The sequence below is a fragment of the Micromonospora sp. GCM10011541 genome (assembly GCF_042650725.1).
Lineage (GTDB): Bacteria > Actinomycetota > Actinomycetes > Mycobacteriales > Micromonosporaceae > Micromonospora > Micromonospora sicca.
Window position 1 is genome coordinate 250,763 of record NZ_JBHSBP010000010.1, and the last position, 19,690, is coordinate 270,452.

Below are 19,690 nucleotides of genomic sequence, written 5' to 3' on the forward strand. Positions count from 1 at the left end.
GCACGGTGTGCCGGGTCGCTGCGAAATCCTGCCGACAACTCCCGCCGTTGTCCAGCCCCGCCCGCCGGCCGCCGCCGGTGGCGGCTCAGTCGACCGCGGGCAGCAGCAGGTCCACCAGCACCGGGAAGTGGTCGCTGGCCCGGCGGGTCAGCGGTGTGTCCACCACGTCGTAGTCGACCACGGTGACCCGCGGGTCGACGAAGAGGGCGTCGATGCGGCGGCGCGGGTCGGCACACGGGTAGGTGTGCCGGTCGGCCCGGTCGGCGGCGACCGCGGCGTCGGTCAGTCCCGCCGCGACGGTCCGCCAGGCCGGCCCGTCCGGCCCCTCGTTGAGGTCGGCGCCGGCGATCACCGGCAGCGTGGCGGCGGCCAGCTCGCGCTTGAACGCCGCCGCCTGGGCCGGCCGCTCCGCCGGGTCGGTGGACAGGTGCGAGCCGGCCAGCAGGAACCGCGCTCCGCCGACCCGGCACTCGGCGTACGCGGCGCCGCGCAAATGCCGGCCCGGGGTCAGCGGGTAGCGCTGGCAGCGGGTGCCGTACACCCGGACCCGGAGGCTGGTCAGCAGCAGGTTGCCCAGCGACGGCAGGCCGCCGGCGGCGACCACCAGCCCGAACGAATCGGCCAGCGTGGCGGACTTCTGCCGCCACCGGAACCGCCGCGGCGCCTCCTGCACGATCACCACGTCCGGCGCGGCCGCCCGCACCACCGCGGCCAGCGCGGCCGGGTCGTCGCGCTGGCTGTGGATGTTGTACGACACCACCCGCAGCGGCACCCCGCCGCCCGCTCCGCTCACCGGGCCGACCTTCCGCTCGCGACTGCGGGACTCCGCTCCGCTGCGTTCCTCGCGCTCACCGGGCCGACCTTCCGCTCGCGACTGCGGGACTCCGCTCCGCTGCGTTCCTCGCGCTCACAGCCGGCGGGCGAGGTCGGCGGCGCCGATGACCCCGGCGGTGTTGCCCAGCTCGGCCGGGCGGACCTCGGCCACCGGGAGCCGGCTGCGCTGGGCGAGGGCGTCGGTGAACGATCGGCGGGTCGGGCCGAGCAGCAGGTCGCCGGCCTCCACCACGCCGCCGCCGACGACCAGCACCTGCGGGTCGAGGATCTGCGCCATGTCTGCGAGGCTGGTGCCGAGCCAGCGCCCGACCTGGGCGAACGCCTCGGCGGAGACCGGGTCGCCGCCCTGCGCGGCGGCGGTCACCATCGGGCCGGTGACCGCCTCGGCCTCCCCGCCGGCCAGCTCGAGCAGGGCGGTGGCCCGGTGCGGCTCCTGCCGGGCGGCGGCGCGGGCGAAGCGGACCAGGGCGCTGCCGCTGGCGTACTGCTCGATGCAGCCCAGCCGGCCGCAGCCGCACTGGTGGCCGTCCGGGACGGTGAGCATGTGCCCCAGCTCGGCGGCGATGCCGTTGGCGCCGCGCAGCAACTCCCCGCCGAGCACGATGCCGCCGCCCACGCCGGTGCCGATGGTGAACATGACCATCGAGTCGTCGGCGTGCCGGGCGGCGCCGTAGCGGAACTCCGCCCAGGCCGCCACGTTGCCGTCGTTCTCCACGATCACCGGCAGGCCGGTGGCGTTGCTGACGTAGTCGCGCAGCGGCTCGTCCCGCCAGGCCAGGTTGGGGGCGAAGAGCACGGTGGAGCGGGTGACGTCGATCCAGCCGGCCGCACCGATGCCGACCGCCGCGATGCTGCGGCCCACGGCCAGCTCGGTGACCACCTCGATGATGACGTCCCGGGTCTTGGCCACGTCGTCGGCGGGGGTGTCCCGTCGGGCCTGCACGAGAACCTTGCCGGTGTCGTCAACGACACCGCCGGCCACCTTCGTGCCACCGACGTCGACTCCGATGGTCAGCGTCACCGCTGCCACTCCCCTCTGCTGTGCTGCCCGAACCGCCGTGCAAGGTCCGGATGTCCGGTGGTCAGGCCCCGTCGCCTGGTGCGTCGCCCACCTCGCCGGACGCCCGCGAGGCGGGCACCACGGGACGGCCGGCCGGCCGCCGGGTCTTCACCGGCGCGTCCGGCCCGGCACCATCGGCGGGCGGCACGACGGGACCCGGATCGGCCGCGCCCTCCCCCCGGGTGGCGGCGGACCACACGTCCTGCTCGGGTGCCGGCTGAGAATCATGCCCGGAACGGGTGGCCTCGCGCCACACGTGGTCTCTCGCCTCGGCTCCCGCGGCCGGCTCCGTCGAGCCACCCTCCGGGGCCGGGGGGCTGGGCTCGGCCGGGGCGAAGGCGCGCAGCAGGCTGGCCACCCCCGCGGCCAGGTCCCCCGCTCCGGTCGCCAACCGCTCGGCGAATTCGGGACTCGGATCACGCAACGCGGCGATACCTCGACAGACGGGGCAGATGCAGCATTCCGCCGAGCCGGTGGCGAAACCGGCGGGCCCGGAGCCGGCGCCGGACGCCGCGCCGTCCCCGCCGCCGGTCCGGCCGAAACCGGCACTGTGACCGAGGACACCGGCAAGGATCCCACCGAGCGGACCCCAGGGTCCGGCTCCCGGAGCCGAACCGGCCAGCCGGGCGGTCGCCAGCAGCATGGCGACCAGCCGTTCCGCCTCTTCCCGGGCCGAACCCGGATCCGTACTCCCCATGGTCGGCTCCTCTACCGTGCAGACCGGGTCGCCGGTCGGGTCAGTGGGCCGCACCGGGTGCTTCTACCCGGCGCTTGAGCTGCTTCAACGCGGTATCCATGATCATTTTCTCGGCCTTGCGCCGAAACATGCCGAGCATGCCCACGGAGAGCTCCACCTCGAGCGTGTACGTCACGGTCGTGGTGCCGTCCGGGTTGCCGACCAGGTCGTACGAGCCGCGCTGGGCCTTCTGCATCTTCGAGGGCTCGACCAGGTGCCACTCGATCCGGGAGAGATCCTCGGCGTACTCGTAGGCCAGCACGTACTCGTCGGCCAGCACGCCGGCGTCGATGGTGAACCGGACCTGGCTGGCGTACCCGTCCTCGTACTCCTCGACCACCTCCGCCCGCCGCACCGCTTCGGTCCACTCCGGGTAGCTGGGGAAGTCGCAGATGACCGTTGCCACCTGGTCCGGTGGCGCGTCGATGAGGATCGACTGGGTGGAGGAGTCCGCCATGGGGGGAGGCTACCCGGCGGCGGTCCCGCGCGCGTCGCTCCACCCCCACGCCGCACCTCGGCGGCGCGGGCCCGGCGTCCCACCAGCCGGGCGGGCAACCTCCCTACCTCACCCGCAGAGGTGGACGGGTAGGTTTCGACAGAGCCGACCCACGGCGGCCCGCCAGTGCGAGCACGAGGGAGTGCAGGTGCGCGAGTTCTCCGTTCCGCCCATCGTCACCGTCGGCGACGCGGCAAACCTGACCGACCCGGTCTGGGACAACGCCGAGGTCGCCCCGGACACCGTGCAGTTCGTCCGGCCGGCGCCGGCCGGCGCGGCGGGCCGGGTGGACGTGACCTGCCGGGGGTTCCGCGACGAGGTGGTCGCGGTCGCCCGGGGACTGGTGGCCGCCGGCATCGCCCCCGGTGACCGGGTCGCCCTGATGAGCCGCACCCGCTACGAGTGGACCCTGCTCGACTACGCCATCTGGGCGGCCGGAGCGGTCACCGTGCCGATCTACGAGACCTCCAGCGCCGAGCAGGCCGCCTGGATCCTCGCCGACTCCGGCGCGGTCGCCGCGGTGGTGGAGTCCACCGGCCACGCCACCCTGGTCGCCGGCGTCCGGGACCGCCTGCCCGAGCTGCGCCAGGTCTGGCAGATCGAGCTTGGCGCGGTGGACGAACTGGTCGCCGCCGGCGAGTCGGTCGACGCCGCCGAGATCGAGGTACGCCGCAAGACGGTGAAGGCCGGCGACATCGCGACGATCATCTACACCAGCGGCACCACCGGCCGGCCCAAGGGCTGCGTGCTCACCCACCGCAACATGTACGCCGACATCGCCAACGCGGTGCCGGTGCTGCCGAACCTGTTCCGCCCGGGCGCCTCCACCCTGCTCTTCCTGCCCCTCGCGCACGCCTTCGCCCGGCTCATCCAGATCGGCGTGGTGCAGGCCCGGGCCACCATGGCGCACTGCGCCGACACCAAGAACCTGGTCGGCGAGCTGCAGGACTTCAAGCCGACCTTCGTGCTCTCCGTGCCCCGGGTCTTCGAGAAGGTCTACAACGGCGCCCGGCAGAAGGCCGAGGCGGAGGGCAAGGGCAAGATCTTCGATCGGGCCGAGAAGGTCGCCATCGCGTACAGCGAGGCGCTGGAGACCGCCGACGGGCCGAGCTTCGGCCTGCGCGCCCAGCACGCGCTCTTCGACAAGCTGGTCTACCGCAAGCTGCGGGCCGCCCTCGGCGGCCGCTGCCGCGACGCGATCTCCGGCGGCGCCCCGCTCGGCGCCCGGCTCGGGCACTTCTTCCGCGGCATCGGCGTGACCGTCTGCGAGGGCTACGGCCTCACCGAGACCTCCCCCGCCGCCGCCGCGAACCTGCCCACCGGCACGAAGATCGGCACGGTGGGCCGTCCGCTGCCCGGCGTCGCGGTCCGGACCGACGACGACGGCGAGATCCTGATCTCCGGCGACCTGATCTTCCAGGGGTACTGGCACAACGAGACGGCCACCGCCGAGGCGCTGACCAGCGACGGCTGGTTCCGCACCGGCGACCTGGGCCAGCTCGACGAGGACGGCTACCTCAGCATCACCGGCCGCAAGAAGGAGATCATCGTGACCGCCGGGGGCAAGAACGTCGCCCCGGCCGTCCTGGAGGACCAGGTCCGCGCGCACCCGCTGATCAGCCAGTGCGTGGTGGTCGGCGACCGGCAGCCGTTCATCGCGGCGCTGGTCACCATCGACGAGGAGGCGCTGCCGAAGTGGCTCGCCGCGCACGACCGGCCGGAGACGGCCAGCGCCGCCGAGCTGCGGGACGACGAGGCGCTGCGAGCCGAGGTGCAGGGCGCGGTCGACCAGGCCAACCAGGCGGTCTCCAAGGCCGAGGCGATCAAGGTCTTCCGGATCCTGCCGCAGGACTTCACCGAGGCCACGGGCGAGCTGACCCCGTCGCTGAAGGTCAAGCGGCAGGTCGTGCACAAGACGTACGCGGCGGAGATCGCCGATATCTACCAAGGCTGACTACGATCCGTCACGTGCCCGCCTCCACACCCAGCCAGCCCCAGACGCAACCCCTCGCCGTCGCCGCGCGCGGGGTCCTGCTCGCGCTGGTCGCCGTCCTCACCCTGTTCGCCACCCGTGACGTCGCCCAGCTCTGGTGGATAGCCCTGCTGGGCGTCGCCGGGCTGCCGGCCGTCCTCGCCCCCCAGCATCGGCTGCTCGGCCCGCTCAGCCGGTTCGCCGAGGTGGTCGTCCTCGGGCTGGCCGCCAGCCAGGTCGCCGCCGACACCCACTTCACCGGCGTGACCGGCGGGCTGGGCGCCTCGGCCGTGCTGCCGTACCTCGCCGTGCCGGTGACCGTGACGGCGCTGCGCCGCCGGTTCGCCGAGGGCGCCGCGCTGCTCGCGGTCGCCGCGGTCACCCTGCTGGTCGCCGGCGCGCTCACCGAGGTCGACGGCGGCCGCCAGCTCACCGAGCCCGGCTACCTCGCGGTCTGCGCGCAGTGGCTGATCCTCGCCGGGCTCGGCCTCTACACCGCCCGCACCCTGCAGCGGGTGATGCGGGTCCGCGGCGAGGGCAAACCGCAGCCGTACGCCGAGGCCACCCGGCTGCTGACCCAGCTCCGTACGGTCGCCCGCCAGCTGCCCGGGGCCACCCTCGACCCGGGCGGCATCTCCGAGCACCTGCTGGAGGAGCTGCGGGTGGTGGCGAAGACCGACCGCGGCGCCGTGCTCTCCGCCAGCGGCGGCGGTCGGCTGGTGGTGCTCGCCCAGGTCGGTGTGGACCGGGTCGACTGGGAGACCACGCTCGACGCGGACTCGGCGATCGCGGACGCCTGGGCCAGCCAGCAGGCGCAGACCTCGGCCCGCTCCCAGTCCCGCTCGCACCGCGGCGCGGAGGTCTCCGCGCTGATCGTGCCGCTGGTCGCCGGGGTCCGGACGGTCGGCCTGGTGGTGCTGGAGGCGGACGCCGGGCACGCCTACCCGCCGCCGGTGGTGGCCCGGGTGACCGCGCTGACCGGGCCGGCGGCGCTGCGGCTGGAGGCCGCCCTGCTCTTCGACGAGGTGCGGTCGCTGGCCACCAACGAGGAGCGGCAGCGGCTGGCCCGGGAGATCCACGACGGGGTCGCCCAGGAGCTGGTGATGGTCGGCTACGGCATCGACAACGCGCTCGCCACGGTGCACGATGACGCGGAGGAGACCGCCGAGTCGCTGCGGACGCTGCGTCAGGAGGTGACCCGGGTGATCACCGAGCTGCGGCTGAGCCTGTTCGAGCTGCGCAGCGAGGTGGACCGGCACGGCGGCCTGGCCGCCGCGATCGCCGAGTACGCTCGCACCGTGGGCGCGTCCGGCGGCCTGCGGGTGCACCTGTCGCTGGACGAGTCGACCGCCCGGTTGCCCGCCGCCACGGAGGCCGAGCTGCTGCGAATCGCGCAGGAGGCGGTCACCAACGCGCGCAAGCACGCCGGGGCGGCCAACTTGTGGGTCACCTGTGCGGTGGACCCCCCGTACGCTCAGATCGAAGTGTCGGATGACGGTCACGGCATCGGTGACCAGCGCCCTGACGGGCACTATGGTCTTGCGATCATGGCCGAGAGGGCGGAACGTATCCGGGGCCGGTTGGAGATCAGGCCGCGGCAACCCAGCGGCACGACCGTGGCGGTGGTACTCGGCTCCTCGCCCCGGCGCGATAAGGTGCGCGGCAGCACAGCAGCAGAAGGGGAGTAACCCGAGGATGACCACAAGTCCGACACCGGCCACCCGTACCAAGGTCCTCCTTGTCGACGATCACGACCTGATCCGCAAGGGTCTGCGGCACGCCTTCGAGCGGGACCGGCAGTTCGAGGTCGTCGGCGAGGCCGCGACGGCGGCGGAGGGCGTACGCCAGGCGGGTGCGCTGCAGCCGGACGTGGTGATCATGGACCTGCGCCTGCCCGACGGCAGCGGGCTGGAGGCCACCCGAGCGCTCCGCAAGTCCAGCGCGTCGATGGGCATCGTCGTGCTCACCATGTACGCCGGCGACGACCAGCTCTTCGGCGCGCTGGAGGCGGGGGCGAGCGCGTTCGTGCCGAAGACGGCCCCGGCCGACGAGGTGGTGGCGGCCGCCCGGCACGCCGCCTCCTCCCCCAGCGCGTTCACCGCGGCCGACCTGGCCGAGGCGATGAAGCGCCGGCTGGCCCCGTCCGGCCCGCAGCTCTCCCCCCGCGAGGGCCAGGTGCTGCGGCTGCTCGCCGACGGCATGAGCGTGGCGGGCATCGCCAAGCAGCTCTTCGTCAGCGAGTCGACCGCCAAGACGCACATCTCGAAGCTCTACGAGAAGCTGGGCGCGGCCAACCGGGCCCAGGCGCTGATGACCGCGCTGCGGCTCGGTCTGCTGGAGGCCCCGGACGCCCCCAAGTTCTGAAGCTCCGACAGCCCACGGCAGAGGCCCGCGTCCGTCCCGGACCGGGCCTCTCCGGCATTCCGGGCGACTGCGGCTGCGTAGGGTCAAAGGTCGACCGCGCAGCGACCGCGGTCTTTGCACCGCCACAGCGGACGGGCAGAATACCCGGGTGGCCCACCGGGCCGTGGCACTCACGCGGTGTTGACAAAAGGGGGCAAGGGCATGCAGCGGCCGGACTGGGCACCCGACACGATCGACATCGAGCGTCCCAGCGTGGCCCGCATGTACGACTACTACCTCGGCGGCTCGCACAACTTCGCCGCCGACCGGGCGGCGGCCCGGGCCATGGTGGAAGCCGTGCCGGAGGCCCCGCTGATGGCCCAGGCCAACCGGGCCTTCCTCCGCCGCGCGGTGCAGTTCCTGGCCGACTCCGGGGTGCGCCAGTTCCTCGACATCGGCTCCGGCATCCCCACCGTCGGCAACGTGCACGAGATCGCCCAGCGGATCGACCCGGAGTCGCGGGTGATCTACGTCGACGTCGACCCGGTGGCGGTGGCGCACAGCCGGGAGATCCTCCACGGCAACGACCGGGCCACGGTCATCCAGGAGGACCTCCGCCGGCCGGAGGCGATCCTGGGTCATCCGGAGGTCACCAAGCTGCTGGACTTCTCCCAGCCGGTCGCGGTGATGATCGTGGCGGTGCTGCACTTCATCCCGGACTCCGACCGGCCGGAGGAGATCCTCCGGACGCTGCGGGCAGCCCTGGCGCCCGGGAGCCACCTGGTGATGTCGCAGGCCAGCGACGACGGTCGCCGCGAGACCGGGGAGCGGGCCGAGGCGGAGCGGGTCTACCGCCGCACCGACAACCAGCTCTGGATTCGCAGCCGCGCCGAGCTGACCACGCTCTTCGACGGCTTCGAGCTGGTGGACCCGGGCGTGGTCTGGGTGCCGCAGTGGCGGCCGGAGTCCCCGGAGCAGGCGGAGAACGCGGAACAGGCGGTCTTCATGGGCGGCGTCGGGCGTCTCGGTGGGTGAGGGGGCCGCCCGGGCCCGCTCCTGCCCCGGCACCTTCGCCCGGGCCTGGGCCAAGGCGGTCGCCGGGACGAGCTACCTGCCGATGACCGAGGCCCAGCTGGAGGCGCTGCTGCAACGGCTCACCGAGCGGCTGGCCGCGGCGATCCAGGCCGAGCCGTTCGACCTGCGGATCGGCCAGCAGGTCGGCGCCGAGCTGGTGGCGGCGCACATCGCCTCGGCGGAGGGGCTCGGCCGGACCGTGGAGGTCATCCAGCTCCGCCTGGTCCGCGACCTCGGGCTGGTCGCCGACGAGGTCGAGGACCGGATGGCCCGGCTGCTGGCCACCGTGGCCACCGGGTACGCCCGCGCCCTGCGCGACCGGACGCTGGACGAGCAGGAGTCCATCCGCCGGGCCGCGATGGTGGCCCGGGCGCAGGCCGAACGGGCGCTGCGGGACAGCGAGGCCCGGTTCCGGCACCAGGCCACCCACGACCCGCTCACCGAGCTGCCCAACCGCACCCTGTTCACCGAACGGCTCTCCGCCGCCATCGACGAGCCGGGCCGGGGCGCCGACCGGGTGGGCGTCTGCTTCCTGGACCTGGACCGGTTCAAAGTGGTCAACGACTCCCTCGGCCATCAGGTCGGCGACTCGCTGCTGGTGTCGGTGGCGCAGCGGCTGCGCCGGGCCCTCGGCGAGCACCTGGTGGCCCGGCTCGGCGGGGACGAGTTCGTGATCCTGGTCGAGCGGACCGCCTGCACCGACGACGCCGTCAAGGTCGCCGAGGCGGCCCTCGCGGTGGTGAGCGAACCGGCCCTGGTGGACGGCCACGAGCTGACCGTGTCGGCGAGCATCGGCATCGTCGAACGGCAGGTGGCCGGCACCTCGCCGGGTGAGCTGATGCGGGCCGCCGACAGCACGCTGCACTGGGCCAAGGCGGCCGGGGGCGCCCGCTGGGCCCTGTTCGACGCCGACCGCAACCGCCGCGAGCTGGCCCGGTACGCCCTCTCGGCGGCCATCCCCACCGCCCTCGACCGGGGCGAGTTCTATCTGGACTACCAGCCCCTGACCTCGCTGCGGGACGGGCGGGTGCTCGGCATGGAGGCACTGGTCCGCTGGCGCCACCCCGAGCTGGGCGTGCTCCGGCCGGACAGCTTCATCGGGCTGGCCGAGGAGACCGGGTTGATCGTCCGGCTCGGCGGTTGGGTGCTGGCCGAGGCCTGCCGGGAGGCGGAGGGCTGGTCGGCGGGGCACGACGACCCGCCGTTCGTCAGCGTCAACCTCGCCGTCCGCCAGGTGCACCGCCCGGGCCTGGTGCAGGAGGTGCGGGGCGTGCTCCGGCAGACCGGGCTGCCCCCGGACCGGCTTCAGCTGGAGATCACCGAGAGCACCATGATGAGCACCGCCGAGGAGCCGGTACGGGCCCTGCGGGTGCTGGCCGACCAGGGGGTGCGGATCGCCATCGACGACTTCGGCACCGGCTACTGCAACCTCGCCTACCTGCGGGACCTGCCGGTGACCGAGCTGAAGGTGGCCGGCGAGTTCGTGGCCGGCCTGCGCGCCCCGGCCGCCGACCCGGGCAGCCGTACCGACGGGCGGATCCTCGCCTCGCTGGTGTCCCTGGCGCACGCCTTGGACCTGACCGTCACCGCCGAGGGCGTGGAGACCGCCGAGCAGGCCGACCGGCTGCGGGCGATCGGCTGCGACGCCGGCCAGGGCTGGCACTTCGGCCGCCCCGCCCCCGCCGACCGCTTCCTCGCCCAGTGGGCCTGATTCCGGTACGCCGGATCCGGCCGAGGAGCAGGCGGCGCGGGCGGCCGCCGGGTCAGCCGGCGAGCAGGGCCGCCATCCGTTGCGCCTGGGTCTCCCAGCGCCACTCCCGCTCCACCCAGGCCCGACCGGCCGCGCCGAGCTGGCGGGCCAGGTCCCGGTCGGCGAGCAGCGTCGCCACCTGGTCGGCGAGCTGGGCGACGTCCCGACCCCGGACCACGTAGCCGGTCTCCCCCTCGCGGACCGCGTCCGGCGCGCCGCCGGAGTCGCCGGCCACCACCGGCAGGCCGGTCGCGCTGGCCTCCAGGTAGACGATCCCCAGGCCCTCGACGTCCAGGCCCCGGTTGCGGGTGCGGCACGGCATCGCGTACACGTCGCCGGCCGCGTAGTGCGCCGGCAGCTCCGCCGACGGCACCGAGCCGGTGAAGACCACGTCCCGCTCCACGCCGGCGTGCCGGGCCAGCTTCTCCAGCGCGGCCCGGTAGGGACCCCCGCCGACGATCAGCAGCGCGGCGTCGGGCACCCGCCGGCGGATCTCCGGCATCGCCCGGATCAGCATGTCCTGGCCCTTGCGCGGCACCAGCCGGGAGACGCAGACCACCACCGGCCGGTCGGCCAGGCCCAGCCGGATCCGGACCGGCTCCCCGTCCACGGACGGGTGGTACGTGTCCACGTCCACCCCCGGCGCCAGCCGGCGCAGCTCGGTCACCCCGTCCAGCACCCGGGCCAGCCGCACCCGGGTGTACTCCCCCAGGTACGTGGTGACGTCCACGCCCCGGCCGATCCGGCGCAGCGCGGCCCGGGCGCCGGGCAGCGCCGCCCAGCCGACCTCGTGGCCGTGGGTCAGGGCCACCGCCCGCCGGATGCCGGCCCGCCGGCGCAGCCCCGCCGCGAGCAGCCCGAGGGGGGCGGCCGCGCCGAACCAGACCGTGTCGCAGTCGTACGTGCGGGCCAGCTTCGCCGCCCGCCGGGCCACCAGCGGGGTGGGCAGCAGCACCCGGGTGCGTTCCCGGACCACCTCGAAGGGCTGGTCGGCGTCGAACTTCTCGGCCCCCCGCCAGCTCGACGCGTACACCACCACCGAGCCGGCGGGCTGGCGCGCCGCGAGGTGGTGCACGAAGGACTGGATGCCGCCGGGGCGCGGCGGGAAGTCGTTGGTGACCAGCAACGTCCGGCTCATCGGCCGCTCTCCCTGGTGTAGGCGCGGGCGGCGGCCATCCGCTCCACGGTGGACGGATGCGAGGCCGACCAGAGGTACTCCCAGCGGGGCGGGTCGGGGTCGGCCAGGTTCACCCCGGCCAGCCGGCGCTGCATCGCCTCGAAGGTCGAAGGATCGCCGGTCAGGGCGAGCGCATGCGCGTCGGCCCGGGCCTCCACCCGGCGGGAGACCAGCGCCTGGACCGGCGCGGCGACCAGCCCGACGACCGTGACCAGCGCGATCAGCAGCGGGAAGGCGCGCGGCTCGGCCACGGAGTCCACCCCGGCCAGCCGCAGCAGCGGCGCCCAGGAACCGATCAGGTAGAGCGCGACCACCGCGGCGGCGGCGCCCAGCGCCCCGGTCAGGGTGCCGACCCAGACGTCCCGGTCCTTCGCGTGCCCCAGCTCGTGCGCGACCACGCTGGTCACCTCGGCCGGGGTCGCCTCGCGCAGCAGGGTGTCGTAGACCACCACCCGCCGGGTCGGCCCCAGCCCCGAGACGTACGCGTTGACGGCCTTCGTCCGCCGGGACGCGTCGGCGACCAGCACGTCGCGCACCGGCACACCGTCCCGGGCGGCCATGCTGATCAGCTCGCTGCGCAGCGGGCCCGGCTCCATCGGGGTGAACCGGTTGAACACCGGCTCGACCAGCACCGGGAGCACGAACGACAGCAGCACCACCAGCCCGGCCGCGCCGGCTGCCCCGAACGCCCACCACCAGCGCGGCGCGAGCCGGACCACGGTGTAGAAGCCGAGCAGCACGAGCCCGCCGATCACCGCGCTGACCGCGTACGACTTGAGCAGGTCGACGGCCCAGCCGCTCCAGCCCTGGGTGCTCAGCCCGTAGCGGACCAGCACGGTCTGCCGCCAGGCGGCGAAGGGCAGGGTGAGCAGGTCGGCGAGGAGCATCACGGCCAGCCCGCCGAGCACCGCCCGGGCCACCCAGTGGCCGCCGAGCGGCCGGCCGGCCAGCTCCACCAGGCTGCTGCCGAGCGGGGTCAGCCCGAGCAGGAGGGCCACCGCCAGGCCGACGGCCAGCGCGCCGTACCCGCCGGGGCGCAGCGCGGCGTGGAAGGCCCGGCCACGGGTCACCTGGTCGACCGGGAGGGAGCGCAGCGCGGCGAGCTGGTCGGCGCGGGGCGCGGGGGGCCGGCTCCACGGGATCAGCAACGCTCCGGCGACGACCAGCGCGACGGCCAGCCCGGCGAGCGTGAGCACGGCCCACCCGCGCGGCGTCACCGCGCCGCCCCGGTGCCGGTGGCGACCGCCGTACCGGGGGCGCGCCAGGGGCGTGCCGGGGACACGGGGCGCGCGCCGCCGTCACGTCGTATCCCTGCCATATCCCGTCCGAGAGCGCTCATCCTGTGACTCCTCTGACGCCTGAGAGCGTCAGCTTCTCAGACCGCAGTCGCGGCCTGACGGGCGAGCCCCGCCCGGAGAACGTTGCTGGCGCCCACCAGGTCCGCGTGCGCGGCGTACCCGCAGCGCACACACCGGAAGTCGGCTTGGGTGATGCGGTTCTCCTTCGCACAGTGCCCGCACCGCGGGCAGGTGCGGGAGGTGTTGCGGGGGTCCACTGCGATGATCGTCCGTCCGGCGCTTTCAGCCTTGGCGGACAGGATCGCGAGGAACATCCCCCATCCCGCGTCGAGAATCGAACGGTTCAGCCCGGCTTTGGCGGCCACGTTGACGCCGGGGGCATCGTTCGTCCCGCGTGCCGAACGGATCATGTTGGCGATGCGCAGGTCTTCATGCGCGATCAGGTCATGTTGTCTGACCAGCCACAGGGCGGTCTTGTGGGCATGGTCGCGCCGCTGCCGGCGTACCTTGGCGTGCAGCGCTGCGACCTGCTCGCGGGCCTTGCAGCGGCGGTTGGAGCCACGCTTGCGCCGAGCCAGGGCGGCCAGCCGGTCGGCGGACGCGGCCAGGTAGCGAGGGTTGTCGATCTGGACCCCGTCGCTCGTCGTGAGGAAGGACGCCACCCCCATGTCGATCCCGACCGCCGACGAGGTGGCCGTCAGCGGTTCGGCGGGTACATCGCCGCAGGCCAGGACGGCGTACCAGCGGCGACCCTCCCGCTGGTGTTGAACCAGCCGGCGCCCTTGAACCGTGGATATCCCGGGGTCTGGCCAGCCCTGAGCCGGCGGAAGAACGCGGTGAACGCCTTGTCGAGGCGGCGCAGGGTGGCCTGCTGGGAGGAAAATGCCCAGCGGCCCTGGTCGGGGTCGGCGCGGCGGATGTCCTTGAGCTGGGCGGACTGGTCTCCGTAGCGCACGCTCACCCGGGCGCGGCGGTACGCCTCACGCCGCTCGGCGAGGGCCGCGTTGTACAGCTGCCGGTGGTCCTCGACGCACGCAGTCAGCGCCGCCGCCTGGCGTGCGGTGGGGCGCTACAGAAACACGTACGCCCGGATCACGACGACCCCTCCTTGCGCCACGGCCTCTCGTACTGGGTGTCGATGTACCGGCGCACCGTCGCGGCGGGCACCGCGCCGACGGTTGCGACGAAGAACGACCGGGACGACAGTGCGGGCAGCCGCGAGCGCAGCGGATTCTCCCGCCCGCCGCGATGCCGCACCGGGACCCGACGCCGAGCAACAGGACGCACCCTAGGCGACGCGACGGCGGGTGGCGCGGCGCCGGGTGCCCGGCTCGGGCGACACCACCTCCACCTCGAAGCCGGCGCGGGCGAACACCTCGATCGCCCGGTGCTCGGCGGCGCCGAGGTCGGCGGCCGGCGCGCCGGTGTCGAGCAGCGCGGTCACCAGGCAGCCGGAACAGCCCGCCCCCCGGATCCCGCACCTGTCGCAGTCGATGAGCATGAACGCCTCCTGACGCGTCACGGCGGCGGCGGGCGGACGCCCGGTCGTGGCCGCCCGACCACCGTCGGTCACGTCGACGCTAGGCGAGGGGTGTGACAGAAACGGACAACGAGGTCGCAGCCATCCCGAAACCGATCAAGCGTCGTCAGGACCGGGCCAGCCGGCGCAGCAGCGAGTCCGCGCCGAGCGGGTACGCGCCGTGCCGGCGTACCCCGTCGGCGACCTCGCGGTCGGAGGAGATCACCACCACCGGCCGACCGGTGGGTTCGGCGCGGACCAGCCGGCGGATCAGCTCGTCGGCGGTCTCGCCCTTGCGGGAGAAGAGCACCCGCACCCCCCGCGGCGTGGGCGGCAGGCCGTGCATCCGCTCGGCCCCGTCGAAGACCACGGTGATCTCGTCCCCGGTCTGCGCGGCGATCCCGCCCAGGCCGGTGATCAGCCGCTTGCGCTGCTGCTCCAGGGACATCTCGCCGAAGCCGCGCTTGGTCACGTTGTAGCCGTCGACGACCAGGTGGGCCCGGGGCAGGGCGAGCAGCTGATCCAGCCGGGCCGGGTCGTCGGTGTCCCGGGCCCGGGCGGCGGCGCCGGCCGGGGTGGTGGCCGACTGGTCGGCGAAGGCGTCCGCGACGAAGTCGGCCGGCAGCTTCTCGACCGGGTCCAGAGCCAGCTCGCGGCGCAGCCCGACGGCCGCCTGGCCGATCGTCTCCAGCAGCAGCCAGAGCCGGGCCTCGTCGACCGAACGCGCCTCCTTGGCGGTCGCCCGGGCCGCTCCCGCCGCCGACTCCGCCTCGGCCAGCCGGGCCCGGGCCCGGCGCAGCTCCGCCTCCGCGTCCGCGGCGGCCCGCGTGGCCCGGCCGCGCTCGGTGGCGAGCAGCTCGTTGGCCCGCCGCTCCCGGGCCTGGGTCTCGCGCAGCGTGCGGCTGAGCTGTCGGGACTCCTCGCGGAGCTGCCCCAGCTCCTCCCGGACCCGGGCCAGCTCGTCGCGGAGCTTCTCGGCCTCGACCCGGGCCACCGCCCGGTCGTGCTCGGCGCGGGTGGCCCGCTGCTCGGCCTCGCGGACCAGCTCGGCCACCACCGCGCTGTCCGCCTCGGCCCGGACCGCGGCGCCGCTCGCCTCGATCAGCTCCCGCCAGCCGCGCGGCCGGGCGAGGTACGCCAGGGCGGCCACCTCCACCGGGTCGGCGGCGGCCGGGGCGGTCCCCTCGACCACGGCGGCGCCGAGGTCGCCGGCGTCGGTCAGCACCCGCGCGCTGACCCGCTGCCGGAACAGCGGGTCGGCGGTGAGCTGGGCGGCGATCGCGGGCGCGCCCAGCCGGGCCCGGCGGTTGGGGGCGAACTTGGCCACCCGGCGCAGCGGAACCGGCACCTCGTCGGTGGGCATCGCCGGCAGCACCGCGGCGGTGAGCGCCACGATCCGCTGCCGGACCGGCTCGGGCAGGGTCGGCTCGGGCTCCGCCGCGGCGGGCCCGGTCTCCGGCGGGGCGGGCTCGGTCTCCCCCGGCCGGGGCGGCTCGGCGCCGGCCGGACCGGTCGCCAGGTCGTCCGCGTCGCCCCCACCGGTGTCCCGCCCGGCAGCCACCGGCCCCGCCTCGGGGAGGTGGTCGTCGTGCGGCTCGGTGAGGGGCATGTGGCAAGTCTCCCACCGCGAACGGGCCCAGCGCCCAGTGAGTGAGCCGATCTCTCATCCTAGTCCCGTCGTAACCGGTGGGACGGCTGGGACGGGAGTGTCGGACCCGGCCGCTAGCGTGCCGCGGGTGGCACGAGCGGAGTACGTCCAGGAGGCGCTGGCCGGCCTGGACCGGACGGCGGGCGCGGGGGTGGACCCGGCGCTGCCGTTGTACGCGACCACCTTCGTGGTGGTCGACCTGGAGACCACCGGGGGCGCGCCGGACGGCGGCGGGATCACCGAGATCGGCGCGGTGAAGGTGCGCGGCGGCGAGGAGCTGGGGGTGCTCGCCACCCTGGTCAACCCGGGGGTGCCGATCCCGCCGTTCATCACCGTGCTGACCGGGATCACCCAGGCGATGCTGGTTCCGGCGCCGCCGATCGAGCAGGTGCTGCCGAGCTTCCTGGAGTTCATCGACGACGCGGTGCTGGTCGCCCACAACGCCCCCTACGACGTGGGGTTCCTCAAGGCGGCCTGCGCGAAGCACGGCTACCGCTGGCCCAACCCGCGGGTGCTGGACACCGCGGCGCTGGCCCGGCGGGTGCTCACCCGGGACGAGGTGCCCAACCGCAAGCTCGGCACCCTGGCCGCCTACTTCCGCACCGCCACCCAGCCGACCCACCGGGCGCTGGACGACGCCAAGGCCACCGTGGACGTGCTGCACGGGCTGATCGCCCGGCTGGGCGGCCACCGGGTGGACACCGTCGGCGACGCGATCGAGTTCGCCCGGGCGGTCACCCCGACCCAGCGCCGCAAGCGGCACCTGGCCGAGGGCCTGCCGAAGGTGCCCGGGGTCTACATCTTCCGGGCCGCCGACGACCGGCCGCTCTACGTCGGCACCTCCGGCGACATCGCCACCCGGGTGCGCAGCTACTTCACCGCCGGGGAGAAGCGGGCCCGGATCTCCGAGATGCTCGCCGCCGCCGAGCGGGTCGAGGCGGTCGAGTGCGCGCACTCGCTGGAGGCGGAGGTCCGCGAGCTGCGGCTGATCGCCGCGCACGCGCCGCCGTACAACCGGCGCTCCAAGTACCCGGAGCGGATGGTCTGGCTCAAGCTCACCGACGAGGCGTACCCCCGGTTGTCGGTGGTGCGGAACCTCGCCCCCACGGACACCGCGTACCTGGGCCCGTTCCGCTCCAAGCAGGCCGCCGAGCTGGCCGCCGCGGGCTTCCACGACGCGGTGCCGCTGCGCCAGTGCACGCACCGGCTGTCGCGGCGCACGACCATGCCGGCCTGCGCGCTGGCCGAGCTGGGACGCTGCCCGGCGCCCTGCGAGCACCGGATCACCCCCGAGGAGTACGACCACCGCGCCGCCGCGCCGTTCCGTACCGCGACCACCAGCGACCCCCAGGTCGTGGTCGACGCCCTGCTCGCCCGGATCGAAGTGCTCGCCCGCGACCAGCGCTACGAGGAGGCGGCGGTGGTGCGGTCCCGGCTGGCGGCGGTGCTGCGCGCCACGGTCCGGATGCAACGTCTGGTCGGGCTGACCGGGATCGCCGAGCTGGCCGCGGCCCGGCGTGCCGCGCACGGCGGCTGGGAGCTGGCGCTGGTCCGGCACGGCCGGCTGGCCGGCGCCGGGGTGTCCCCGCCGGGTGTCCACCCGCGACCGACCCTGGAGGCGATCCGGGCGACCGCCGAGACGGTGCTGCCCGGGTACGGCCCGGTCCCGCGGGCCTCCGCCGAGGAGACCGAACGCATCCTGTCCTGGTTGGAGCGAGCGGAGACCCGGCTGGTGGAGATCTCCTCCGGCTGGGCCTCGCCGGTCACCGGCGCGGGCCGTTTCCGGGACCTGCTGGCCAAGGCGGAGAACGGCGGGTCCCACCAACTCTCGACCGAACGCTCATGACCAAGTGACCGATCGGACTACGTCGACTCCTTTAGGCTGTTGGAGAAGTGCAGTCCTGCCCGTTTCGCGGGCCTGCTCCCGGTCGCCGGTGACGGTGACCGTGGGGCCGGGGTGAGGAGGTGTCCCAGGTGGACGTCGACGCCGGACACGGCGCCGCCCTGGGCGGCGCACTTCCGACCCAGCCCGGGGAGCTGCCGCTCACCCGCCGGCTGCGCTCCCTGCTCACCTGGCCCACCAGCGACGCCGACCCGGTCAACGCGCTGGTCCGCGCCCATCGGAGCATCCACGCGAGCGCCGACTCCTCCGTGCTGCGCCGCGCCTACACGATCGCGGAGAACATGCACCGCGGCCAGTTCCGCAAGAGCGGCGAGCCGTACATCACCCATCCCCTCGCGGTCGCCCAGATCTGCGCGGACCTGGGGATGGACACCATCACCCTGGTCGCCGCGCTGCTGCACGACACCGTGGAGGACACCCGCTACACCCTCCAGGCCCTCGCGGAGGACTTCGGCCGGGAGGTGGCCCACCTGGTCGACGGGGTGACCAAGTTCGACAAGGCGTTCTACGGCAAGGCCGCCGAGGCGGAGACCGTCCGCAAGATGATCATCGCGGCCGGCAAGGACGTCCGCGTGCTGATCATCAAGCTGGCCGACCGGCTGCACAACATGCGCACGCTGGGCGTCCGGTCGGCCGCCTCCCGGGAGCGCATCGCCCGCAAGACCCAGGAGGTGCTGATCCCGCTCTGCGACCGGCTGGGCATCCAGACCCTCAAACGCGAGCTGGACGACGTGGTGCTGCTGCACCTGGAGCCCGACGAGCACGCCCGGATCGCCCGGCACGTGCACGACCGGCCGGGCTGGGACGCGTACCTCGAGGACGTGGTGGCGAAGACCCGGGTGGCGCTGCGCCGCAGCCGGGTCGACGCCGAGGTCGCCCCCCGCCCCCGGCACCTCTACTCGATCTGGAAGGACACCGTGGCCGGCGGCCACGGTGCCCCCTTCGACCTGCCCCGCATCTCGATCGTGGTGGCCGGCCCGGCCACCGACTGCTACGCGGCCCTCGGTGCGGTGCACGGGCTGTGGCGGCCGGTGCCCGGCCGCTTCAAGGACTTCATCGCCTCGCCGAAGAACAACCTCTACCGGTCGCTGCACACCAGCGTCCGCGGCCCGCAGGACCGCACGGTCGAGGTGCTGATCCGGACCGAGGAGATGCACCGCGCCGCCGAGTACGGCGTCGCCGCCCACTACCGCTTCCCCCGCACCACCGGCCGGGCGGCCGACCGGGCCGACGAACTGGCCTGGCTGCGCCGGGTGCTGGACTGGGAGCAGGAGGCGGTCGACCCCGCGCAGTTCCTCGAGTCGCTGCGCTGCGACCTGGCGGAGGCGCAGATCCAGGTGGTGGCCGACGGCCGGCAGGTGGTCCTCCCCGCCGGCGCGACGCCGGTGGACCTGGCGTACGAGCTGAGCACCGAGCGGGGCGACCACTGCCTGGCGGCGCGCGTCAACGGCCGGCTGGCGCCGCTCTCCTCCGAGCTGGCGGAGGGCGACGTGGTGGAGATCTTCACCGAGTCCGACGCGGAGAGCGGCTTCGAGGCCGACGCCGCGCCCCGGGGGCCGCGCCGGGAGTGGCTCGGCTTCGTGAAGTCGCCGCAGGCCCAGATGCAGATCAACCGCTGGTTCGCCGAGCACACCGAGCCGGGCATCTCGATAGCCGACAAGGTACGCCTCGGCCGCGCCACCATCGGCCTGGCCCTGCGCACACACAACCGGGGACTGGCCAGCGACCTGCCGCTGCTGCGGCTGTCCGAGGAACTGGGCTACCCCGACCTGGAGACCCTGCTGGTGGCGGTCTTCGACCGGGCGGTCGAACCGGACGCGGTGGTCCGGCAACTCATCGACCTGGTCGACCACCGGCAGTAGCCGAACGCCCCTCGCGCG

General features: G+C 74.5%; 18 protein-coding genes and 1 pseudogene. 7 read left to right on the forward strand and 12 right to left on the reverse strand.

Translation table 11 applies throughout. The features are described from left to right. Positions 1-85 precede the first annotated feature (85 nt). From ACFOYX_RS05545 to ACFOYX_RS05560, 4 genes are all read right to left on the reverse strand, one after another. The gene (locus ACFOYX_RS05545) at positions 86-793 is read right to left on the reverse strand and encodes an endonuclease/exonuclease/phosphatase family protein (RefSeq protein WP_322442025.1); all 708 of its coding nucleotides are present in this window, start codon (positions 791-793) and stop codon (positions 86-88) included. A 114-nt stretch (positions 794-907) separates the two neighbouring features. Further along, positions 908-1,864: an ROK family glucokinase gene (locus tag ACFOYX_RS05550; protein WP_201749810.1), complete on the reverse strand. Its 957-nt coding sequence runs from the start codon at positions 1,862-1,864 to the stop codon at positions 908-910. Positions 1,865-1,916: 52 nt separating this feature from the next. Then, entirely contained in the window at positions 1,917-2,591 is a 675-nt protein-coding gene (locus ACFOYX_RS05555) for a hypothetical protein (RefSeq protein WP_322442026.1), read from the reverse strand. A gap of 40 nt (positions 2,592-2,631) precedes the next feature. Continuing rightward, positions 2,632-3,087 carry an SRPBCC family protein gene (locus ACFOYX_RS05560; protein WP_322442027.1) on the reverse strand — a complete coding sequence of 152 codons (456 nt, stop codon included), beginning with the start codon at positions 3,085-3,087 and terminating at the stop codon, positions 2,632-2,634. 187 nt (positions 3,088-3,274) lie between these two features. Between ACFOYX_RS05560 and ACFOYX_RS05565 the strand changes: the two genes are divergently transcribed. From ACFOYX_RS05565 to ACFOYX_RS05585, 5 genes are all read left to right on the forward strand, one after another. Continuing rightward, the gene (locus ACFOYX_RS05565) at positions 3,275-5,080 is read left to right on the forward strand and encodes an AMP-dependent synthetase/ligase (protein ID WP_322442028.1); all 1,806 of its coding nucleotides are present in this window, start codon (positions 3,275-3,277) and stop codon (positions 5,078-5,080) included. A gap of 14 nt (positions 5,081-5,094) precedes the next feature. Next, entirely contained in the window at positions 5,095-6,786 is a 1,692-nt protein-coding gene (locus ACFOYX_RS05570) for a GAF domain-containing sensor histidine kinase (protein ID WP_322442029.1), read from the forward strand. A 7-nt stretch (positions 6,787-6,793) separates the two neighbouring features. Then, complete coding sequence (locus ACFOYX_RS05575) at positions 6,794-7,462, forward strand: response regulator transcription factor (RefSeq protein ID WP_007072219.1); 669 nt, start codon at positions 6,794-6,796, stop codon at positions 7,460-7,462. 201 nt (positions 7,463-7,663) lie between these two features. Further along, positions 7,664-8,476, forward strand: coding sequence for an SAM-dependent methyltransferase (locus tag ACFOYX_RS05580; protein ID WP_322442030.1), 813 nt, complete (start codon positions 7,664-7,666; stop codon positions 8,474-8,476). An 82-nt stretch (positions 8,477-8,558) separates the two neighbouring features. Next, entirely contained in the window at positions 8,559-10,226 is a 1,668-nt protein-coding gene (locus ACFOYX_RS05585) for a putative bifunctional diguanylate cyclase/phosphodiesterase (RefSeq protein WP_377533841.1), read from the forward strand. A 52-nt stretch (positions 10,227-10,278) separates the two neighbouring features. Here the strand turns inward: ACFOYX_RS05585 and ACFOYX_RS05590 are convergent, their stop codons facing one another. The 8 genes and pseudogenes from ACFOYX_RS05590 to ACFOYX_RS05625 form a co-directional block, all read right to left on the reverse strand. Beyond that, positions 10,279-11,403, reverse strand: coding sequence for a glycosyltransferase family 4 protein (locus tag ACFOYX_RS05590; RefSeq protein ID WP_322442031.1), 1,125 nt, complete (start codon positions 11,401-11,403; stop codon positions 10,279-10,281). Further along, positions 11,400-12,659 (reverse strand): M48 family metallopeptidase, encoded by a 1,260-nt coding sequence (locus ACFOYX_RS05595; protein ID WP_322442032.1) that lies wholly within the window; start codon positions 12,657-12,659, stop codon positions 11,400-11,402. Before ACFOYX_RS05595 ends, ACFOYX_RS05590 begins: the two co-directional genes overlap by 4 nt. Positions 12,660-12,817: 158 nt before the next feature. Next, complete coding sequence (locus ACFOYX_RS05600) at positions 12,818-13,537, reverse strand: transposase (RefSeq protein WP_322442043.1); 720 nt, start codon at positions 13,535-13,537, stop codon at positions 12,818-12,820. Further along, a complete protein-coding gene (locus ACFOYX_RS05605) occupies positions 13,438-13,701 on the reverse strand; it encodes a hypothetical protein (protein ID WP_322442033.1) in 264 nt (87 codons plus the stop codon). Before ACFOYX_RS05605 ends, ACFOYX_RS05600 begins: the two co-directional genes overlap by 100 nt. 18 nt (positions 13,702-13,719) lie before the next feature. After that, a pseudogene (locus ACFOYX_RS05610) lies at positions 13,720-13,794 on the reverse strand (hypothetical protein); the annotation flags it as partial. A gap of 38 nt (positions 13,795-13,832) precedes the next feature. Further along, positions 13,833-13,997, reverse strand: coding sequence for a hypothetical protein (locus ACFOYX_RS05615; RefSeq protein WP_322442034.1), 165 nt, complete (start codon positions 13,995-13,997; stop codon positions 13,833-13,835). 31 nt (positions 13,998-14,028) lie between these two features. After that, positions 14,029-14,241, reverse strand: a complete 213-nt coding sequence (locus ACFOYX_RS05620) for a hypothetical protein (RefSeq protein ID WP_322442044.1) — start codon at positions 14,239-14,241, stop codon at positions 14,029-14,031. Between the two features lie 145 nt (positions 14,242-14,386). After that, complete coding sequence (locus ACFOYX_RS05625) at positions 14,387-15,868, reverse strand: NYN domain-containing protein (RefSeq protein ID WP_322442035.1); 1,482 nt, start codon at positions 15,866-15,868, stop codon at positions 14,387-14,389. Between the two features lie 127 nt (positions 15,869-15,995). On the opposite strand from ACFOYX_RS05625, the gene ACFOYX_RS05630 reads away from it, so the two are divergent. Both ACFOYX_RS05630 and ACFOYX_RS05635 read left to right on the forward strand, forming a co-directional pair. Then, a complete protein-coding gene (locus ACFOYX_RS05630; RefSeq protein ID WP_322442036.1) occupies positions 15,996-17,753 on the forward strand; it encodes a DEDD exonuclease domain-containing protein in 1,758 nt (585 codons plus the stop codon). A 128-nt stretch (positions 17,754-17,881) separates the two neighbouring features. Continuing rightward, entirely contained in the window at positions 17,882-19,672 is a 1,791-nt protein-coding gene (locus ACFOYX_RS05635; protein ID WP_322442045.1) for an HD domain-containing protein, read from the forward strand. Positions 19,673-19,690 lie beyond the last annotated feature (18 nt).

Excerpts from the sequence above, each read along its gene's own strand:
- ACFOYX_RS05555 (WP_322442026.1), bottom strand. The coding sequence starts at position 2,591 with ATGGGGAGTACGGATCCGGGTTCGGCCCGGGAAGAGGCGGAACGGCTG.
- ACFOYX_RS05560 (WP_322442027.1), bottom strand. The coding sequence starts at position 3,087 with ATGGCGGACTCCTCCACCCAGTCGATCCTCATCGACGCGCCACCGGAC.
- ACFOYX_RS05575 (WP_007072219.1), top strand. The coding sequence starts at position 6,794 with ATGACCACAAGTCCGACACCGGCCACCCGTACCAAGGTCCTCCTTGTC.
- ACFOYX_RS05580 (WP_322442030.1), top strand. The coding sequence starts at position 7,664 with ATGCAGCGGCCGGACTGGGCACCCGACACGATCGACATCGAGCGTCCC.
- ACFOYX_RS05585 (WP_377533841.1), top strand. The coding sequence starts at position 8,559 with ATGACCGAGGCCCAGCTGGAGGCGCTGCTGCAACGGCTCACCGAGCGG.
- ACFOYX_RS05590 (WP_322442031.1), bottom strand. The coding sequence starts at position 11,403 with ATGAGCCGGACGTTGCTGGTCACCAACGACTTCCCGCCGCGCCCCGGC.
- ACFOYX_RS05620 (WP_322442044.1), bottom strand. The coding sequence starts at position 14,241 with ATGCTCATCGACTGCGACAGGTGCGGGATCCGGGGGGCGGGCTGTTCC.
- ACFOYX_RS05625 (WP_322442035.1), bottom strand. The coding sequence starts at position 15,868 with ATGCCCCTCACCGAGCCGCACGACGACCACCTCCCCGAGGCGGGGCCG.